Genomic DNA, 16717 nt, shown 5'->3' on the forward strand with positions numbered 1-16717 from the left:
CATCAAAACAAGTCCACGGACAATGGGAGAACGTCGGATGAGAAAGTACTTGCTTTCCTTGGCTACGGTCGGGGTTCTGATGAGCGCCGGAGCCGCCCATGCTGCTTGCGGCGACATCAGCTTGGCTCTGTTCAGTTGGCAGTCGGCCGAAGCGAATGCGTATGTTGATCAGTTCATCCTCAATAATGGTTATGGCTGTAACGCAACGACCGTTGCGGGTGACACGGTTCCAACCGTCACTTCTATGATCGAGAAGGGTCAGCCCGACATTGCTCCGTCAGTGGTCGTGAGCCTATTGGGCGATTTCTACGCCAAAGGCGTCGAAGAGGGGCGTGTCAGCCGAATTGGCACTGGAATCAGCGATGGCTCGGTCTCAGGCTGGTACATTCCAAAATATCTTGCCGACGCTCACCCCGACATCAAGACGGTCGAGGACGCCATGAAGCATCCGGAACTGTTTCCGTCTCCTGAAGATCCTTCCAAGGGCAGCGTGATCCAGGGCCCACAAGGCTGGGGCGACACGGTGGTGACGGCGCAGCTGTTCAAGGCCCTTGAGGCCGACAAAAAGGGGTTTGTTCTCATCCCAAGCGGATCTGCGGCGGCGCTCGATGGTGCAATCGCCAGGGCTTATGAAAGCAAGAAAGGCTTCATCGCGGCGTACTGGGCTCCGACATCCCTTCTCGTGAAGTATCCGATGGTGAGGCTCGAAGCTGCACACGACGATGCAGAGTGGGTGCGCTGCACCACGAAGCAAGATTGCCCGGATCCAAAGCCGAATTACTGGAAGACGGCCGAAGAAATCACCTTGGCCTCAGGGAAATTTTTGAAACGCGATGACGTAGCTCCAGCAAAAGAATACTTCGCGAAGCGGAGTTGGAGCCAAGCCGAGGTCGGCAAGGTGATGCTGTGGATGACGGAGAACCAGGCAAACGGCGAGGACGGCGCGAAGTGGTTCATCCAGAACATGCCTGAAGTCTGGACGAAGTGGATCCCGGCTGACGTTGCTGAGAAGATCAAGGCGGCGGCCAAATAAACAACTAACGATGCGGAGGCTTCGGATCGCGTTGAGGTCTGAACGACCCGGAGAGCGGCGAGACGTGCAGCTAGACTCTTCGTACTAACGCAGAATGGCAGCTCGCCTGCCATCATCTCCTGAATTTGGGAGCGCTTACGGAACTCACGGCGAACATGCTTGGGGGCTTTGCTATGGACTGGCTATTCAAATTTCCGCAGTTGGACCCCGACTTGCTGCTGACCATCAAGCGCGCGGTGGACGGTTCCCTCAGGGGACTGACGCGGCTCTATGGTGACACGATCGAGAACTTCTTTTACCCGCTGCAGCGCGTTCTGATCTTCTTTGAAGGCATGATTACGGGGTCGCCATGGCCGCTCGTGGTCGGCGTGCTGGCCGGCGTTGCATGGTTCGCGGCACGCCGTTGGACCGTGGTTGCGGCTGTGGTTGGGACGTTGATCGCGATCGGCCTACTTGGCCTATGGCAAGACGCGATGAAGACGATTTCGCTCGTCTTTACGGCAACGATCTTTTCCATCGCTGTGGGTATGCCACTCGGCATCCTAATGAACCGCTTTCGGCGCGTCGGCGGGATAATGCAGACGGTCCTCGATGTCATGCAAACGATGCCGCCTTTCGTCTATCTTATTCCGGTCGTCATGTTGCTCGGTATCGGCCGCGTGCCAGGCTTCATTGCCGTGGTGATCTACGCTGTCCCACCGATCATCCGCCTCACTGATCTTGGAATTCGCTTAGTCGACAAGGAGGTGCTGGAGGCGGCCGACGCTTACGGCTGCTCGCGGTTGCAGAAGCTTTGGAAAGTCCAGATGCCGCTCGCCATGCCGACGATCATGGCCGGCGTCAATCAGACCATCATGATGGCCCTTGGCATGGTCGTAATCGCTTCGATGATCGGAGTGCAGGGGCTCGGCCTGAACGTGCTGCAAGCAATTGCCAACCAGTATTTCACGCAAGGTATCTTCAACGGCTTTGCCATAGTCGGCATTGCGGTCATTTTCGATCGCACCAGTCAGGCCTATGGGCGCCGGCTGCAAAGGCGTCAGGGCACGGCGCATGACTAAGGGCGCGTCAATCGAGATACGCGATCTATACAAGATTTTCGGCAGATCGCCAGAGCGTTACGTCGAGCAGGTCCGGAATGGTTTGTCAAAACCGGAACTCGGAAAGAAGCATGGACATATTCTGGGGCTGAGCAATATCAACATCTCCATACCTGCCGGCAAGATCCAGGTCGTGATGGGATTATCCGGATCCGGCAAGTCAACTCTGATCCGGCACATCAACCGCTTGATCGAGCCGACGTCCGGCTCGATTACAATCGAAGGACGCAACATTCTCGAAATGTCTGAGCTGGAATTGCGGCAATTCCGCCGCAAAAAGACTGCGATGGTGTTCCAGAGATTTGCCCTTCTGCCGCACATGACCGTGATCGACAATGTGACGTTCGGGATTGAGGTCCGCGGGATCGAGAAGTCCAAGTGTCGCGAGATTGGCATGCGCTGGATCGAGCGCGTGGGCCTGGTCGGATTTGAGAAGCGCTATCCGGAGGAATTGTCTGGCGGCATGCAACAACGGGTGGGATTAGCGCGTGCCCTTAGCAATGATGCGTCGATCCTGCTTATGGACGAGGCCTACTCGGCTCTCGATCCGTTAATCAGGACCGACATGCAATCCATGCTTCTCGAGTTGCAGGCGGAGTTGAACAAAACGATCGTCTTCATTACGCACGACCTTGACGAAGCGCTCCGGCTTGGCGACCGGATCGTTATCTTGCGAGACGGGTCGATTGTTCAGCAAGGCGACAGCCAAGACATCTTATTGAACCCGGCAGACGATTACATCGCAAGGTTCGTCAAGGACGTTAATCGCAGCCGCTTCCTCAAGGTGAACGCCGTCATGGATCCTGTTCTGGAAGCGGGGAACAGACTGCTGCCAACGCTCAGGTCAGGTTCGACGCTCGACCTTGCCGCCAAGGAACTGACGAATTCTTCTTCCTACGAAGCCCTTGTGGTGGATAGCAGCGGCAAGCCCGTTGGAATGGTTTCCCTTCGTCAAATCACCGCAGCGATGTCATCACCATTTGGGAAGGACGCAACGGAACTGGGTGTCGGCGGCAGCGATAGTGTGGACGCACACGGCAAACGCGCCGCTCGTGCAACGTAAAGGGGCGGCAGGTGCCATGACGCTTGGAACTGGACCATCATCGTATCGGCGGTCGAGAAAGGTGGCCAGAAACGAGCACATGGCTGATGGCACAGCGGAATGAGCAGGGTTGCGCGCGCGGAGGCAGTTTCGTCGGCAACATTTGCTCCGCTGGAGAATCCGACGTTTCGCGCGATCTGGCTTGGCGCACAGCTGTCGAGCCTGGGCTGGCTGATTCAGACCGTTGCGGTCAGTTGGCTCATGGCGACCATCTCCACCTCGGACGTGATGGTGGCCCTTGTGCAGACCTCCTCAACGCTTCCCGTGTTCATTCTATCGATCTTAGCCGGAGCAATTGCCGACAATTTTAGCCGCCGCAACGTGATGACGCTCGGCTGGTGCATGATGGATGCGGCGCCGCTTTCACTGACCCAGCCTGGCACGCCTCTGTCGGCGACATCCTGCATAAACGCGAAGTTCCGGCAGCGGTCACGCTGATTTCTGTGGGCTACAATGCCGTAAGAAGCATCGGTCCGGCGCTCGGCGGCGTCGTTGTCGCGGCCTTTGGACATTTGACCGCTTTCGCACTGGCGACGCTGACTTACCTGATGATGCTGTTGGCCATTGGGCGCTGCAAATGGGCTGGTCGCTCTTCGCCGCTTCCACGCGAGTCATTGGGTACGGCCATCCATGACGGAGCGCGCTTCACGGCGCTGTCGGCGGAGATCATGGCCGCAATCGCGCGAGGGGCGCTTTTCGGCCTCACGAGCATTTCCATACTGGCGTTGCTGCCCCTGATTGCCCGCGATCAACTGGGCGGAGGACCAATCGTCTATGGCATCCTCATGGCCGGGTTTGGTGCGGGCGCTTTGACCGCCGGCATATCCAACAACGTGCTAAGGCGGTCGCTGTCGCAGGAGCGGCTGACGACGCTGGCCTGCATAGCCAGCGCTGCGTGCTGCCTTGCCCTTGCGTTCACTTCTTTCCTATTTGTTGCCACTGTTGCCTTGACGCTTGGCGGCGCGGCCTGGGTCGTCACCTGGACGGGACTTGACGTGAGCGTGCAGTTGTCGAGCCCACGATGGGTGGTTGGCCGGACGCTTTCGATCCACTATGCCATGTGCTCTGGCGGAGTTGCCGCAGGCAGCTGGCTTTGGGGCGCGGTGGCGGAGAACTATTCGCTCACATTGGCGCTGGAAAGTTCGGCTGGCGCGCTGCTTTTGGTTGCAGCCACCGGCCTCCTTCTCCCCATCCGTCAATGGAAAGAGGCCGACCAGGACGTCCTTAGCTTCGAAATCCCGCAAGTGGCGCTGGAGGTAAAGGCGAGAAGCGGGCCCATCGTCGTAAAGATCGAGTACTGGATACCGGAGGTGAATGGCGAAGCTTTCCTGGATCTGATGCGGCAAAGACGTCAAGTGCAGAGGCGCGTCGGTGCTCGGCACTGGAACATCCAGCGTGATCTGCGGGAGCCGTTGCTTTGGACGGAGACATTCCGCACGCCGACCTGGATGGACTACCTTCGCCTGAACCATCGCCTCACAGCGGCCGACAAGGAGTTGGATCAGCGCCTTCTCGAACTGCATGTGGGAGAGCTTCCCCCTTCCACGAGGCTTTCGATCGAGCGTCCAACGGGAGCGACTCGCAAAAGATATGAATCGACAGCCTTCTTTTTCAGACGGTGGCCTCGTTACGTGCCAAGCACGGCTTTGGCCGTCGACAGGATATCAAGGAGGCGCCGATCCGAAGTAAATCACGGAGCCTCGCAACCTTGCCTCGAACGCCGTTGGCATCTACAAAGCACCTATGGTTAAGTTTGTTGTGTTTTCAATAGGATTTTTGATCGCGCTGATTTTGTGGGTCGGTGGTGTTAGGGCTTGGTCTTCCATCGCCGCCCCTGAAAACGCGGAACGTCACAGAGATAGTAGCGTAACCCTTTGGCTGGTCCTATGTTCGTGGGCCACCATGATAGGCGTGCTGTTTGCTACACTGTATGTTATAAGATTAGTCTGATTAGCCCATCCTGCTTTGTTATAAGCACTACTCCTTCGTCTTGCAGCCTTGCCTGTTCTTGTGTGGCGATTGCGTCGTTCATGAAAGCAGTTCCGCCCGGGTTTGCGTCCGTGCTTCACATGTCCATTGACCTGACTGCCAATAAGCTAAGAGCTATGCTGGGTGCGCTGAACTCGCGCTTCTCTTACCGGTCGGCGATCCAAGTAAAATCGCAACCAGGCGCCTTTCTGAAAAATCTTACGCCCAGTGAACGGACTGGAGGTTTCGAAGATCATGTAGGGTAGGAACGTTCCCTCGTGCAGTCGATCTCAAGCCGAACGTCTGAGTACTCGAATGTAACCACCTTTGCTCCCGCCACCTTTGACGCTTCAGTCGTAGTCAGCGCCAATGCCTGGGACAATTTGCGCACCTCCTTGTATATAGCTATGGCGCTATCGAGGTTCTCGTGCTCGGCAAACGGCCGATGCAGATCCTTCGGGTTGCGCTGCACATTGGTGAAGCGGCCCCTTAAAAATCTGCCATGAATTCAGATGTCGGCAGCTAATCTAGTTGTCCGGTTTGGTAGCAGATGGTCACGCGGCTTGCCCGTTGATGCTCCAATCTATGGAGCTATCAAAGAACTTGCCCGAAAGTCCGATCCGGCATCACTTCGTCAAAGTCACGGTCAAAATCAGGCAGTACCCCGGATGGCATCCCGCAGTTCTCTCGAGCAAGCACATCATGCCTCGCGGCGGATATCATTTGCTGGCGAGGTGGTGAGCCGCTACGAAGCTTGAGATGAGGCTGTTCTATATCGGACGCTATCTTTTCCATCTACGATACAAATGCCACATCCTCTATTTGAGCAACAATCAGCTGGCCGGGATCGCAGCAGGCGTTCGTCTCGGTCGCATCAACTCGCGAGCTGGTATTGAATTCATGAACAAAACAATCATCCCAAGAGCGGGGATCGGTTCAGCCCGCGTCCCGGATACTGACCTCGGCAACGTGTATTTCGAAAAGGGTTCGCTGGTCGAGACGACGAGATTATCATGGTTAGACGAGAAAGAGTCGACGATTGGGCCCACACGAGTGGCGGTTCTGAGAGATGTTGGGAATCGGGAAGCGTTGATCAAGTTCTGACCGACTCAATTTGGACAGCAGTATGAGGGCGAAATGAACCTCAGGCACTGCGATCTGGGACAGTTTCATCGTCGCGAAATTGTCGGGATCATTTCCCTGGGGTGCGATTGCCCGAATGCCTGATTGACAAGTTCAGCTACCGGCACGGGCAACCCTGGTGCCGACCTCACCGGCGATGTGTCTGCTTCTATGACGTGCTGCATTGCAGGCGAGTAGGCCGGCTGCCTGGACCGCGGTATTAGCTTCGAGCCTGTGGGGGTGAGTTAAGGTAGGGCCAGATCCGTGCAAGCTGTCTTCGAGAGATTTTTGGAAAGGCTTTCAGAAAGCGTCGATGAGGCTGATTTCCGCGGCGCTATGGCCGATGTCGCCTCTGGATTCGATCTGCTCGCCTTTGCCTACCTGTCGTTGCCACGGGGTTCTGATGGAAAGCCCACCTTGATCTCGAATTATCCGGCCTCCTGGACAAAACGCTATCTTGAGAACCGGTACCAGAATGTCGATCCGGTCATTGTACGTGCACGCGGGGGCGGATGCACATTTCAATGGGGATCCGATCTGAGCGGCGCGGAGGCTGCCGGGGTCCAGGTTTTCGAAGAAGCCGCGCAATTTGGCATCCGCTGCGGCGTGACGATTCCCATTATCGATCGTCGAGGCACTTTTGCCGCGATGACCTTTGCCGCCGAAAAGCCCGATCCTGCACTTTTCCGCGCAGCAGAACGCTACAGAGAAGGTCTCCCATATATCGCTACTTGTTTTCATATGTTCGTTCGCCGCAAATTGTACGCCGATGGAATAATAGATGGTGTTTCGCTGACATCGCGCGAATACGAGTGCCTGCAGTGGGCGGCAAGAGGCAAGTCCGATTGGGAGATCGGTTGTATCCTGGGAATCACGCAGCGCACTGCGGCCTTTCATCTAGGGAACGCTCGCCGGAAGCTTGGGGTGGCGACCACCAAGCAGGCGATTGCGCGCCTCGCCGGTTCTGGTTCTGCTGTGCGTTGAGAACATCTCTACAACTGCACAGGTTGCCCTGGCGGGATGTGGCCTACAATGGTGCGCACTTCCTCAGAGAGGAGGCGTGCCTTTGGATCCGACTTTTAGCACACCACTGCTTCCGCAAATTCGTGGACGACCTACATACGATGCTTGGCGAACGCTTCGCTTTTAGCCGGCGCAATCCGGCATTTCGCGTGATCCGCTCGCCCCCCAGCAGGCCACAATTGTCGCGCGGAGTCTCCGCGTGGGTGGGCGATCTTTCACGCTGAGGTGTTCTGTTCGGTGAATGCCAGGGGCGCAGGGCGGCCCTGTTCTGTAATCCGCACCAAGCGCAATTGGCTGCCGGTCAGCATGTCCATTTTGGCAATGCGGAGCGCAGAATCCAGAGGGCTGCCTCCGGACGGGTAATCCTGGGTAGAATTCGGCGAATTGTCTGCGCCGGAAAAACATCGCCGTCGATTAAAATTTCGAGGCTCGAGCACTCGACGGATGCCTCGCCCCAGCGTGTTCGCGGGACCTCTGAAGTGCTGCTCAGCAAAAAGGGGTGTCTACGCGGACCGGAGGGATCCTCTCGATCATTTTCGCGACCGCCGTCCGCCGCGCCGTTCCTTGACGCCGTGCGCTCATGGGCAGGTGAAGGTCCTTCCTTGCTTGAAAAGGTCATTATCCGCGGCCTGCGTCAGCCGACGAACAGTTCCTTGTAGCCGGTTGTCACTATCCAGTTCGCCCGGTCGATATGGCTGCGAACAGCCTTCCGGGCGCGCACGGGTTCAAGCGCCGGATCGATGCCGAAAATGAGATCTGCCATCTCCTCTACGCTGGCATTGTCGGCGCAGGCGTCGAGGATCCTCAGATAGACCTGGAAATGCTCCCGGTCATAGCTTGTGAGGCTCTCCGACCAAGGGACCTCGTCGCTAAGTACTGAGCTTTGAGTCCCATCTGTTCCCATTGATCTATTCATGTCTGCCGCGAACCTCGCATGTTGATCGCTGGATTCAAGGCAGAATATCCCAAAATGGGATAATCCGGAACCGGGATTAGTGGCTGAGCCGGTCTTTACCTGACCGGTTCGCCTACATGCCCAAGTCCCTTAGATCTCCCCGCCACCAGCGCTTTCTGACCCAGCTGATATCGCTGCGCAAGGCCAGAGGCATGACCCAGGCGCAAGTGGCTGACAAGCTTGGCCGGCCGCAGTCCTTCGTGGCCAAGTACGAGGGTGGGGAGCGGCGTCTCGACATCATTGAATTTCTTGACGTAACTGCGGTGCTTGAAGCTGACCCGTGCGAGATTCTATTGAGCCTCCGGACATAGCGGAGCCGGCGCGCCTAACGCCGCTCACCGGCGCTCGTGGACCGGACGCGTTTCTCGGTACACGCGGCATCTCGTCAAAGACATTCTGCTTTCGAAGCCGAGGAGCACCGCCGGGGCTGCAATCACGTGTCCCCGCGAGCGCGAGAAGGAGAAAGTGCCGCAGGAGAAATAGCCGGGCGCCCTCATCGCCGGACCTCAGCCCTGTACTAGGCCGGGCGTGCTCAGGATCACGTGACGGACCGCCTCATAGTAACGGACATAGCCGGTGCAACGACAAATGTGCGGCGCAAGCGCCTGCTCGATCGTGCGCTCGACATCCGCTCTGCGGACCGGCTTCTCTTTGAGATGCTCAACCAGCACGGTTGCACCGGTGACAAAACCCAGCGTGCAATAGCCGCACTGGAACGAAAAACGTTCGACGAAAGCCTGCTGAATCGCGGAGAGCCGGACGACATCGCCATTCGCGTCGCGTTCGGCATGCGCTTCGATGGTGCGGACAGACTTCCCCTCGAAGAAATGCGCTGCGGTGATGCAGCTGCGGATTTCACGGGAACGTCCTTCCGGGCCCTCGAGAATGATCGCGCACGCGTGGCAGATGCCTTGGCCGCAGCCAAGCCGCGATCCCGTAAGGTTGAGATATTCGTGCAGGAAGTCGATCATCATCAGCTCGAGGGGTACGTCGACCGGTCCGACCTTGCGATCGTTGACGGTCATCGAAAGTGGTCGCTTGGCGACGGTCACAGCAGGGCCTGCAAAATCCTCTCTGGCGTGATCGGCGTTTGATAGAAACGCTTTCCGATGGCATGGTTGACGCCATTCGCGATCGCCGGAACGATCGCGATCATCACGACCTCGGCCATTCCCTTTGGTGGGTCGGTTTCGGAAAGCGGCGCCAACACCTCCGATGTCTGTGTCCAGACCGCGACATTCCTGGCATGCGGCAGGCGATACCGGCTCCAGTTCCAGGTGCCGTCGCCGGGACCGTCCTCATAGAGCGGCAATTCCTCGAATAAAGCGTGGCCGACGCCCATCGCCAGGCCCCCTTGGAGCTGACCCGAGACGAGTTCCGGCACGATTTGAGTGCCACAATCGAGGATCGAATGATGTGACAAGAGCTTCACCTCGCCCGAGGCGGTGTCAACGGCGACCTCCGCGATCGTCGCCATCCCGGTATAGGTGACGGCGGCGTTCAGTCGCTGCACCGGCGGGTAGAAGACCCGGCGCCGGTCGAGAAAATGGAACTCAGCTGGCGTGCTTCGGCCATAGCAGACCGAAAGCGCGTCGACCGGCAACCGGATTGCGCCGACCTTCGGCACGTCGAACACCGCCTCGGCCCATTGCCAGCGGTTGAAGACATGGACGCTGACGCCCGTTACGAGGCCGAGCTTGTGCGCCACTGCCGCGAGCTGGTCCAGTCCGAGCGGCTCCATTCCATCTGCCCTCAATTTGCCGCCGACGACTCGCGCATCGGCGATATCGATCGTGAGCGGCCCGCCACCCAGTCCGCTCGACCAGAGCGCGGTTGCCGCCGGCCAAAGCGACAGGCGCAGCAGTGCGCGCGCCGCCGTCTGCGTTGCGTGGCCGACGAAATAGGCGCTGCTGGAGGCGCTCATCGGCGAAATGAACGAGGGCGTCCAGCGCGGGTTCTGCGCCAGCGAATCCTCCTCGTCCGGTGGCGTCGTATAGGGCTCCTCGGTAGAAACGAGGGGCATTTCCGGCCAATCGACAACGCCGAATGCGCATTCGTCCGGCACCCGGCCGATGATATCGGCGACCATGACCGCCTGGGAGGTGGTCAGGCCCGTGCCGATATCGTTCCCGTTCTGCCGCATCATCAACCGACCGTTCGGATCCAGCGACAGCGTGGTCACTGCTGCGTCGGCTCGGGTCCCGTAATCCTTCTGCACCTGCGCGAAGCCCACGCCATAGCGCTTGCCCGGATTGGCGGTGTCGAACGCCGTTTTCTTCGCGGCGCGATTGTTCCAGAGCGGATGGGCACGGGCCCGCTCCAGGATTTCCTCAGTCCTTAGGGCCCCGCCGGGAATGGCGCGCTGCGAGTTCTTCATGCTGGTCTTGGACACATTCTTGAGGCGAAGCTCGATCGCATCGACGCCGAGCAGTTCGGCCGCCTCGTCGACCATCATCTCGGTCGCGGCCATGGTCTGCAGCGCGCCGTATCCACGCGTTGACCCAGCGTCAACGGCGCGCGAGGCGCGGACCTCGACCGAGAAATCGCTCTTCGGCAGGTAGTAGATACTGCGCGCCGCGCAGGCGCCGACATTGCCGACATCGGTCGACAAGTTGCGCCGCCCGCCGCCGTCCGTGCGATAGCTCCCCTTCATCATGCGGAAAGCGTGCGTGGAGCGATCGACGACGAGCGTGTCCTCCATCCAGAAGGGATGGCGCTTCAGCCCCATCTGGAACTGCTCGAACCGATCGTTGGCAAGGCGCACCGGCCGCCCGTCTCCATAGAGGCCTGCCAGGAACGGCGTAGTAAGGGAAGATCGAATGATTCTTGGTGCCGTACCCGACCGTATAGCCGATCGAGAGATCGAACGCCTTGAGTGCGAACCGCGATGTGGACAGCATCGCCAGAGCCGAGGTCGCGACCTCGTAGGGCGATTGGGTTGCGATGATTGCATGTAGCGTCAAGCTGGTCGGCTCGAACCATATATTGCCGTTGTCGGCCTCCATTGCCGAGGCGTCGATCGATTGCGAGAAGTATCGTCGCTTCAGGATCAATGCGTCGTCGCCAGTGGCGGCGATCTCGCGGTCGATCTCGCCCGCCACCCACATGGCACGGGCCTCGGCATCACCGCTCTGATCCGGCTTCGGCCAGACGACCTGGTCTACCTCGAAATCGCCGTACACCGTCGTGCCTTTTTCGAGTGGGGTATAAATTTCGGGATCGTCCGATGTCGCACTGCCGATGCGCACCACACGGCGAGCGCCGTAATGCGGCGGCGTGTCGTAGCCGCTGATCGCGGCCCAGCGCACGACGCCATCTGCGAAACGGACCAGCCGCTTCGCGGCGTCGAAGCGCGCGAAATCCTTGTAGATCAAGAGCGCAACGGGCTGGCCGAGCAGGCGCGGCGTGCGTCCCTTCGGCACCAGGAACATGTCGCCGTAAAAGCCCGGGGCCGCTGTTTCCGGCGGCACAAGGCCATCCCGAACAAGGTCTTCGCCGAGGACGAGCCGGTCGGGTTTGAGATCCTCGCCGAGCAATGAGAGGTCTAGTCCGTCGAACGGAGCGTTGGCCCGAGTTCCACGAATAAGGAAAGCATGGCTCTGTTCCTGCGGCCACCCGGCCACATCGCGGGCGCGAAAATCGCGGGTGAAGGTCTTGTCGCCGGTGACCTTGGCTACGGCGTCGATCCGGAAGCGCGGCCGACCATCCGGTCTGATCCAGTTCGGCGAACGGCCCGACCGATTGGCAATGAGCGCCGCCGAGGCAGGCCGGCCCAGAAACCCGATCTTGACCGAGATCCCGGCGCCGGCAGCCGCCGCTATGAACTGGCGCCGCGAAACCCTGCTGTTCATGCCGTCTGCCCGAACGGCCCAGAGCCCGACCCCACACTCGGACGGCTCGCCTCCCGGCGTTGCTGAAAAACGGAACAGTCCTGCAAGATCATGAAAATCACAGGAATTCTTTTGTATAAGTCCGCAACATTGAGGCACGTAGCTTCTGCTTCGGATCCGAAGGTTTTGGTAGATATTGTCCCCTCTGGTGAGTCCTTCCGGAGGACATGGTCCAGTTCGATGCGGTCGAGCCAAGCCGGCTGGCCCGTACTGGTGTCTCGCCCTTCACCGCGCGGAATCGCATGGGGAGTTTTCCCTTCCTGGCCGGTCTTATTCTCACAGCCAAGACTTGCCTCGGTCAGCCGAAGGACTTGCCGCGGGCGCGCTTGTCCCGCGTATTGGGATTGTCGAAGACAAAGCCCGAGGACTCCAGGTCCGTGACACGGCGAGATGGGGCTGGGAGCTTGCGTCGATTACACCTTGATCCCGTCCATCTCCATGAACGGCATCCCCCTCGCGCGGGACATTTTCCAGACCCATCAGGTATTTGAGGCCGGCGCAGCCGCCCGCCAGGACCATGATGCGAAAGCCTTCCGCCGGTTCGTAGGCGCGGGAAAGCGCGGCCTTGACGGCGGCGACGGCGTTTTCAGTCAGTGTGATCATGGGACTATTTTCTTGCTGATGCGTTCGCAAGCCACGCCGCACGGAACGTGCCAGACAGGAAAACTAAACTATAAATACTGGTTATAGCTTTTCGCGCCTTGTTTCTCATCAAACAATTTGGCGAATGTCGGACAGAGTGAATCGTTGCGTAAAAAAAGCGGCATCGGACAAGTCGCTAGTGTAGTCAGCTGAGGCAGCGGTTCTGAACACATGAATGTTGACCAGTGTAAGGCCGGATCTTAAGTCGTGCTGCGCTCCAAAAGCCGCGCCATCGTCACCACACGATGCGGCGGTCGACAGCCGTATCGATAGCGGCTTCTAGAAGCAGGGGCCGTTGATTCTGCGTCGGCCCTTGTGTGCCGAAGACCCACTCGCGTGCTCGGCCCTACGCCCTACGTGCCTGCCACATGGCGAAGACTTTGCCCTGATGTCCGCCACCTCTGCAGTCGAACCGCTGTGGGTTGCCAACCTGCTCAGGGTGCGAGTGTCCTGGGGTGGCTGTGTTGTCTCACCCGGTCTAGAGTGCCCTTGGGCGCGGAATCTCAGGCGAAGCGGCCAGGAGTTGGGCCCGGCACAAGTTGGCCATCGACATTCTTTGCATGGCTGTCGTCACTCCGTTGATCCGTTCCGGATGAACGATGCAATATGCCCACCAAAGGAAGATCCCTTTAGATCAAGGCGATCATCGGATCGGTTGTGTCGGATGATTGATCGCATATCCGACAGCGGATAACCCCAAGTTACATTGACCTTGGGTGTATGTCGGGTCGTCAAGAGTGGACCCTCGGGCCGACGGCAAAAGGGCGCACGAGGCGCCCTTCATTCGACGCGGCTGTGAATAAGCTGCTTTCGGCTTGCGTGTCAGAAACGGTAGGTGACACCTGCGCCTATTAGCCAGGGATCGAGCGCCGCTTTCCCGGTCAGCTTTGCGCCAGCCACTGTAACATCGAAGTCTGGCTTGAGAAAAAGCTTCTTCACGTCGAAGTTGAGGCCCCAATGCTGATCCACCATGTAGTCGAACCCGACCTGCAGTGCGGTGCCGAACGTGTTCTTGACGTTGAGAGCGTCGGCGCTGCCGGCGTCTTGGTTATAGAAGACCGTGTAATTCACGCCCGCGCCGACATAGGGTTTGAAGGCCCCGAAATCAGTAAAATGGTACTGCAATGTCAGCGTCGGCGGCAGCAACCAAACCTTGCCGATATTGCCCAGCCCACCAATCGAACCCTGGCCCGTGATATTGGCATAAGTGGTACCGAGGATAAGCTCGGCGGCGACGTTGTCCGTGAAGAAGTACGAGATGTCGAGCTCCGGCGTCACGGTGTTCGAATAAGAAAGACCAGAGCCGGGCACCGCATCAACGTAGCCCGAATCCTCAGTGATGACCCCCAAGGCGCGCAGGCGGATCTGCCAAGGGCTAGCCCATTCCGGCACCCAGGCACCCTCGTGGGGGTCGCACGGGACCTCTGGAACGTCAGCCGCAGCCGCCTGCTCTCCGACCAGGATCAGCGTGATGGCCGCTATTAGCCCCCGCGCAACGTTCAATTGCCTTGTTGCCATCGTATTCTCTCCTTGCTCTTCAGAAATGTGGACTGAACGTATGGTCAGGCTGTATGACCGAGAGCGACAGAGCGATGGCGCATTTTGCGCAAGCAGTGCTCGCATTTGTAGCTTTGCCGCAGCCGTGAACCTGCACTCACTCGCTCACTGTAGTTTGCTCTTATCTGGCTCCTGCGTTTACGACGCTGTCAGCGTGCCAGCCGATCGCGCTGCGAAGAAAATTGATGCCAAGACTGATGAACGCTGCTCGCTCGCGATTGTCCTTGCCGTAGCCGTGCCCACCGGCGCTGGGCTCGTAAAAGTAAGCGGGATAGCCAAGCGCTTGCAGTTTTGCGGCCATCTTACGCGCATGGCCCGGGTGGACGCGGTCGTCGCGTTTCATACTGGCGAGCAGGATAGGCGGATACGGCTGTCCCGGAGTGGAAGTGTGATAGGCGGAGATTTCCTTCAGGAAAGCCCAATCGTCAGCCTTGTCGGGATCGCCATATTCGTCGATCCAGCTCGCGCCTGCCAGGAGCTTGCTGTACCGTCGCATGTCGATAAGGGGAACTGTGCAGAACAGCGCGCCGAATTGCTCGGGATAGCGCGTTAGCATGTTGGCGATCAGAAGGCCGCCGTTCGAGCCGCCCTGCGCGGCAATGCGCCTCGGCAGCGTAATGCCCCTTCGCACGAGGTCGGCGGCAACAGCGGCGAAATCGTCATGGGCGAGACGTTTGCCCTGCCTGCGCCCGGCATCGTGCCAGCGGGTGCCGAACTCGCCGCCCCCGCGGATGTTCGCCACCACACAGGTGCCGCCGCGTTCGAGCCACAGCTTGCCGAGCGAGGAGTTGTAGGAGGGCAGGAGCGATACGCCGAATCCACCATAGGCGGAAAGGTGAACCGGGGCATCACCCTTCCCGTTCCGTGGACCGACCTGCGTGTAGGGGATCATCTCGCCATCGATCGACACTGCCTCATGGCGCGTGACCACCAGTCCGGATGGGTCGAAATTCTCCGGGCTGCGCTTTAGGATTACCGGAGCGCTGAGAGGCGGCGCGGCTTCGAGATCTAACAGGGAAAGCTGGGGCGGAGTCGTCGGGTCCTGGGCCAAGACCAGAAGCTCTCCATTGCTCTCGTGAACTGCGGAATCGAGTGACCAGAGGTGAACAGTCCCTTGCGCTGGCACGGTGTCCAGCACTCGGCGCGTCCATTCCTGCGGGCCTGGGATAAACATCTCAAATTTTCGGGCGAGGTCCGCCAGGTAGGTGATGATGAGCTTTCCATCAGTCCAGAAGAATGATTGCAGGCAGCGCCGCTCGGCCGGTTCAAACAGGGTACGAAAACGTCGCTCGCCGTCGATGAAAGAGGAAAGCGACATGCCGATCAGCGCGTCGGCGCAATAGGTCGTCCCTGCAACCGTCCATGCTTTGCGCGGCTTTACCGCGAGCCAATCGCCAAAGTTAACCCACTTGGCATCCTTGGGAAGGTCGATCTCAATCTTCGGGCCGCTTCTGTCGCCAACGCGTACCAGCTTCTCGAAGCAGCCCAGTTGCTCGACGAACCATAGGCGCTCGGTCGCGGCGGTGCGGTCCAGATGGCCAGACACACCGAGGTTTTCGTAACCGGTCTTGAAGATTACCGCCGCGGTGAGGGGATCCGCGCCACGCTTCCACAGCCGCACGGTGCGCGCATAGCCGGAGCGAGTTGCCATACCCTGACCAAGCGCACTGGAAAGCAGAAGGGTGTTGGGGTCGAGCCAATGAACGCCGCCCTTGGCTTCGGGAAGATTGAAGCCGTCGGCGGCAAAGCTCAGAGAGCTCAGGTCGAATTCACGATGCACAACTGCGTCGCCGCCGCCGCGCGACAAGCGCAAAATGGCTCTTTCCCGTTCCTCCGGCTCGATTGACGCGCCGCCCCAGATCCAGTCCTCTGCGTCGGTAGCAGCGAGGGCGTCAAGGTCGAGGAGCAGCTCCCATCGGGGATCCGCCTCCATGTAGACAGAAAGGGTGGTCCGGCGCCACAGCCCGCGCGGATTTCCAGCATCCTGCCAAAAATTATACAGGTACTGACCGCGGCGCGTGACCAGGGGCATCCGATCTGGGTGGTCGAAAATTGCTGTCAGCGCCGCCCGGTCGCGCTCAAACTTTCCTCCACCGAAGTGCTTCAGGGTCTTTGCCGACTGGCCCGCCGTCCACGCAAGTGCCCGTTCGCCTTCTACATCTTCAAGCCAAAGGTGGGGGTCATCGTCGGGTGCATTCACAGTTGGTCTGAAATCGAACTCGGTCATGTCCCGATAACCGGACGAGTGAAAGCGCAATGGTTTCGGTCTGCTCGGAAATACTCAGTGTTGGCGGGCGCGCCAGCATCTTCGAAAAGCGTGATCAT

The 16717-nt window shown here is 59.1% G+C and carries 11 protein-coding genes and 2 pseudogenes; 7 read left to right on the forward strand and 6 right to left on the reverse strand.

Translation table 11 applies throughout. From position 1 onward, the window contains the following. The first annotated feature begins 37 nt into the window (after positions 1-37). The 6 genes and pseudogenes from AC0L3E_RS32005 (at position 38) to AC0L3E_RS32030 (ending at position 7309) form a co-directional block, all read left to right on the forward strand. Entirely contained in the window at positions 38-1033 is a 996-nt protein-coding gene (locus tag AC0L3E_RS32005; RefSeq protein WP_473606564.1) for a glycine betaine ABC transporter substrate-binding protein, read from the forward strand. 173 nt (positions 1034-1206) lie between these two features. Further along, positions 1207-2094: an ABC transporter permease gene (locus AC0L3E_RS32010; RefSeq protein WP_473606565.1), complete on the forward strand. Its 888-nt coding sequence runs from the start codon at positions 1207-1209 to the stop codon at positions 2092-2094. Continuing rightward, positions 2087-3196 carry a quaternary amine ABC transporter ATP-binding protein gene (locus AC0L3E_RS32015; RefSeq protein ID WP_473606566.1) on the forward strand — a complete coding sequence of 370 codons (1110 nt, stop codon included), beginning with the start codon at positions 2087-2089 and terminating at the stop codon, positions 3194-3196. Before AC0L3E_RS32010 ends, AC0L3E_RS32015 begins: the two co-directional genes overlap by 8 nt. Before the next feature lie 99 nt (positions 3197-3295). Then, positions 3296-4842: pseudogene (locus AC0L3E_RS32020) on the forward strand (MFS transporter); the annotation flags it as partial. 1120 nt (positions 4843-5962) lie between these two features. Then, positions 5963-6307: a hypothetical protein gene (locus AC0L3E_RS32025; RefSeq protein WP_473606567.1), complete on the forward strand. Its 345-nt coding sequence runs from the start codon at positions 5963-5965 to the stop codon at positions 6305-6307. A 282-nt stretch (positions 6308-6589) separates the two neighbouring features. Further along, positions 6590-7309 carry a LuxR family transcriptional regulator gene (locus AC0L3E_RS32030; RefSeq protein WP_473606568.1) on the forward strand — a complete coding sequence of 240 codons (720 nt, stop codon included), beginning with the start codon at positions 6590-6592 and terminating at the stop codon, positions 7307-7309. 673 nt (positions 7310-7982) lie between these two features. Here AC0L3E_RS32030 and AC0L3E_RS32035 read toward each other — a convergent pair. Further along, complete coding sequence (locus tag AC0L3E_RS32035) at positions 7983-8252, reverse strand: DNA -binding domain-containing protein (protein ID WP_473606569.1); 270 nt, start codon at positions 8250-8252, stop codon at positions 7983-7985. A gap of 128 nt (positions 8253-8380) precedes the next feature. Here AC0L3E_RS32035 and AC0L3E_RS32040 point away from each other — a divergent pair, with 128 nt between their 5' ends. Continuing rightward, positions 8381-8614 (forward strand): helix-turn-helix domain-containing protein, encoded by a 234-nt coding sequence (locus AC0L3E_RS32040; protein WP_473606570.1) that lies wholly within the window; start codon positions 8381-8383, stop codon positions 8612-8614. A gap of 195 nt (positions 8615-8809) precedes the next feature. On the opposite strand, the gene AC0L3E_RS32045 is transcribed toward AC0L3E_RS32040, so the two are convergent. From AC0L3E_RS32045 to AC0L3E_RS32065, 5 genes and pseudogenes are all read right to left on the reverse strand, one after another. Further along, on the reverse strand, positions 8810-9328 hold the full coding sequence (locus AC0L3E_RS32045; RefSeq protein ID WP_473606571.1) for a (2Fe-2S)-binding protein: 519 nt from the start codon (positions 9326-9328) through the stop codon (positions 8810-8812). 23 nt (positions 9329-9351) lie between these two features. After that, positions 9352-11067 (reverse strand): xanthine dehydrogenase family protein molybdopterin-binding subunit, encoded by a 1716-nt coding sequence (locus AC0L3E_RS32050; protein ID WP_473606572.1) that lies wholly within the window; start codon positions 11065-11067, stop codon positions 9352-9354. Positions 11068-12491: 1424 nt separating this feature from the next. Beyond that, positions 12492-12796, reverse strand: a pseudogene (locus tag AC0L3E_RS32055) (iron-sulfur cluster assembly accessory protein). Between the two features lie 861 nt (positions 12797-13657). Continuing rightward, positions 13658-14353, reverse strand: coding sequence for an OmpW/AlkL family protein (locus tag AC0L3E_RS32060; protein ID WP_473606573.1), 696 nt, complete (start codon positions 14351-14353; stop codon positions 13658-13660). A gap of 160 nt (positions 14354-14513) precedes the next feature. Next, complete coding sequence (locus AC0L3E_RS32065) at positions 14514-16619, reverse strand: prolyl oligopeptidase family serine peptidase (protein ID WP_473606574.1); 2106 nt, start codon at positions 16617-16619, stop codon at positions 14514-14516. Positions 16620-16717: the final 98 nt, after the last annotated feature.

The organism is Mesorhizobium sp. WSM4822 (genome assembly GCF_055811155.1).

What these genes read in the sequence shown, in the direction of transcription:
- AC0L3E_RS32040 (WP_473606570.1), top strand. Translation starts at nt 8,381, where the DNA reads ATGCCCAAGTCCCTTAGATCTCCCCGCCACCAGCGCTTTCTGACCCAG.
- AC0L3E_RS32065 (WP_473606574.1), bottom strand. Translation starts at nt 16,619, where the DNA reads ATGACCGAGTTCGATTTCAGACCAACTGTGAATGCACCCGACGATGAC.
- AC0L3E_RS32025 (WP_473606567.1), top strand. Translation starts at nt 5,963, where the DNA reads ATGAGGCTGTTCTATATCGGACGCTATCTTTTCCATCTACGATACAAA.
- AC0L3E_RS32005 (WP_473606564.1), top strand. Translation starts at nt 38, where the DNA reads ATGAGAAAGTACTTGCTTTCCTTGGCTACGGTCGGGGTTCTGATGAGC.
- AC0L3E_RS32010 (WP_473606565.1), top strand. Translation starts at nt 1,207, where the DNA reads ATGGACTGGCTATTCAAATTTCCGCAGTTGGACCCCGACTTGCTGCTG.
- AC0L3E_RS32035 (WP_473606569.1), bottom strand. Translation starts at nt 8,252, where the DNA reads ATGGGAACAGATGGGACTCAAAGCTCAGTACTTAGCGACGAGGTCCCT.
- AC0L3E_RS32015 (WP_473606566.1), top strand. Translation starts at nt 2,087, where the DNA reads ATGACTAAGGGCGCGTCAATCGAGATACGCGATCTATACAAGATTTTC.
- AC0L3E_RS32045 (WP_473606571.1), bottom strand. Translation starts at nt 9,328, where the DNA reads ATGACCGTCAACGATCGCAAGGTCGGACCGGTCGACGTACCCCTCGAG.
- AC0L3E_RS32060 (WP_473606573.1), bottom strand. Translation starts at nt 14,353, where the DNA reads ATGGCAACAAGGCAATTGAACGTTGCGCGGGGGCTAATAGCGGCCATC.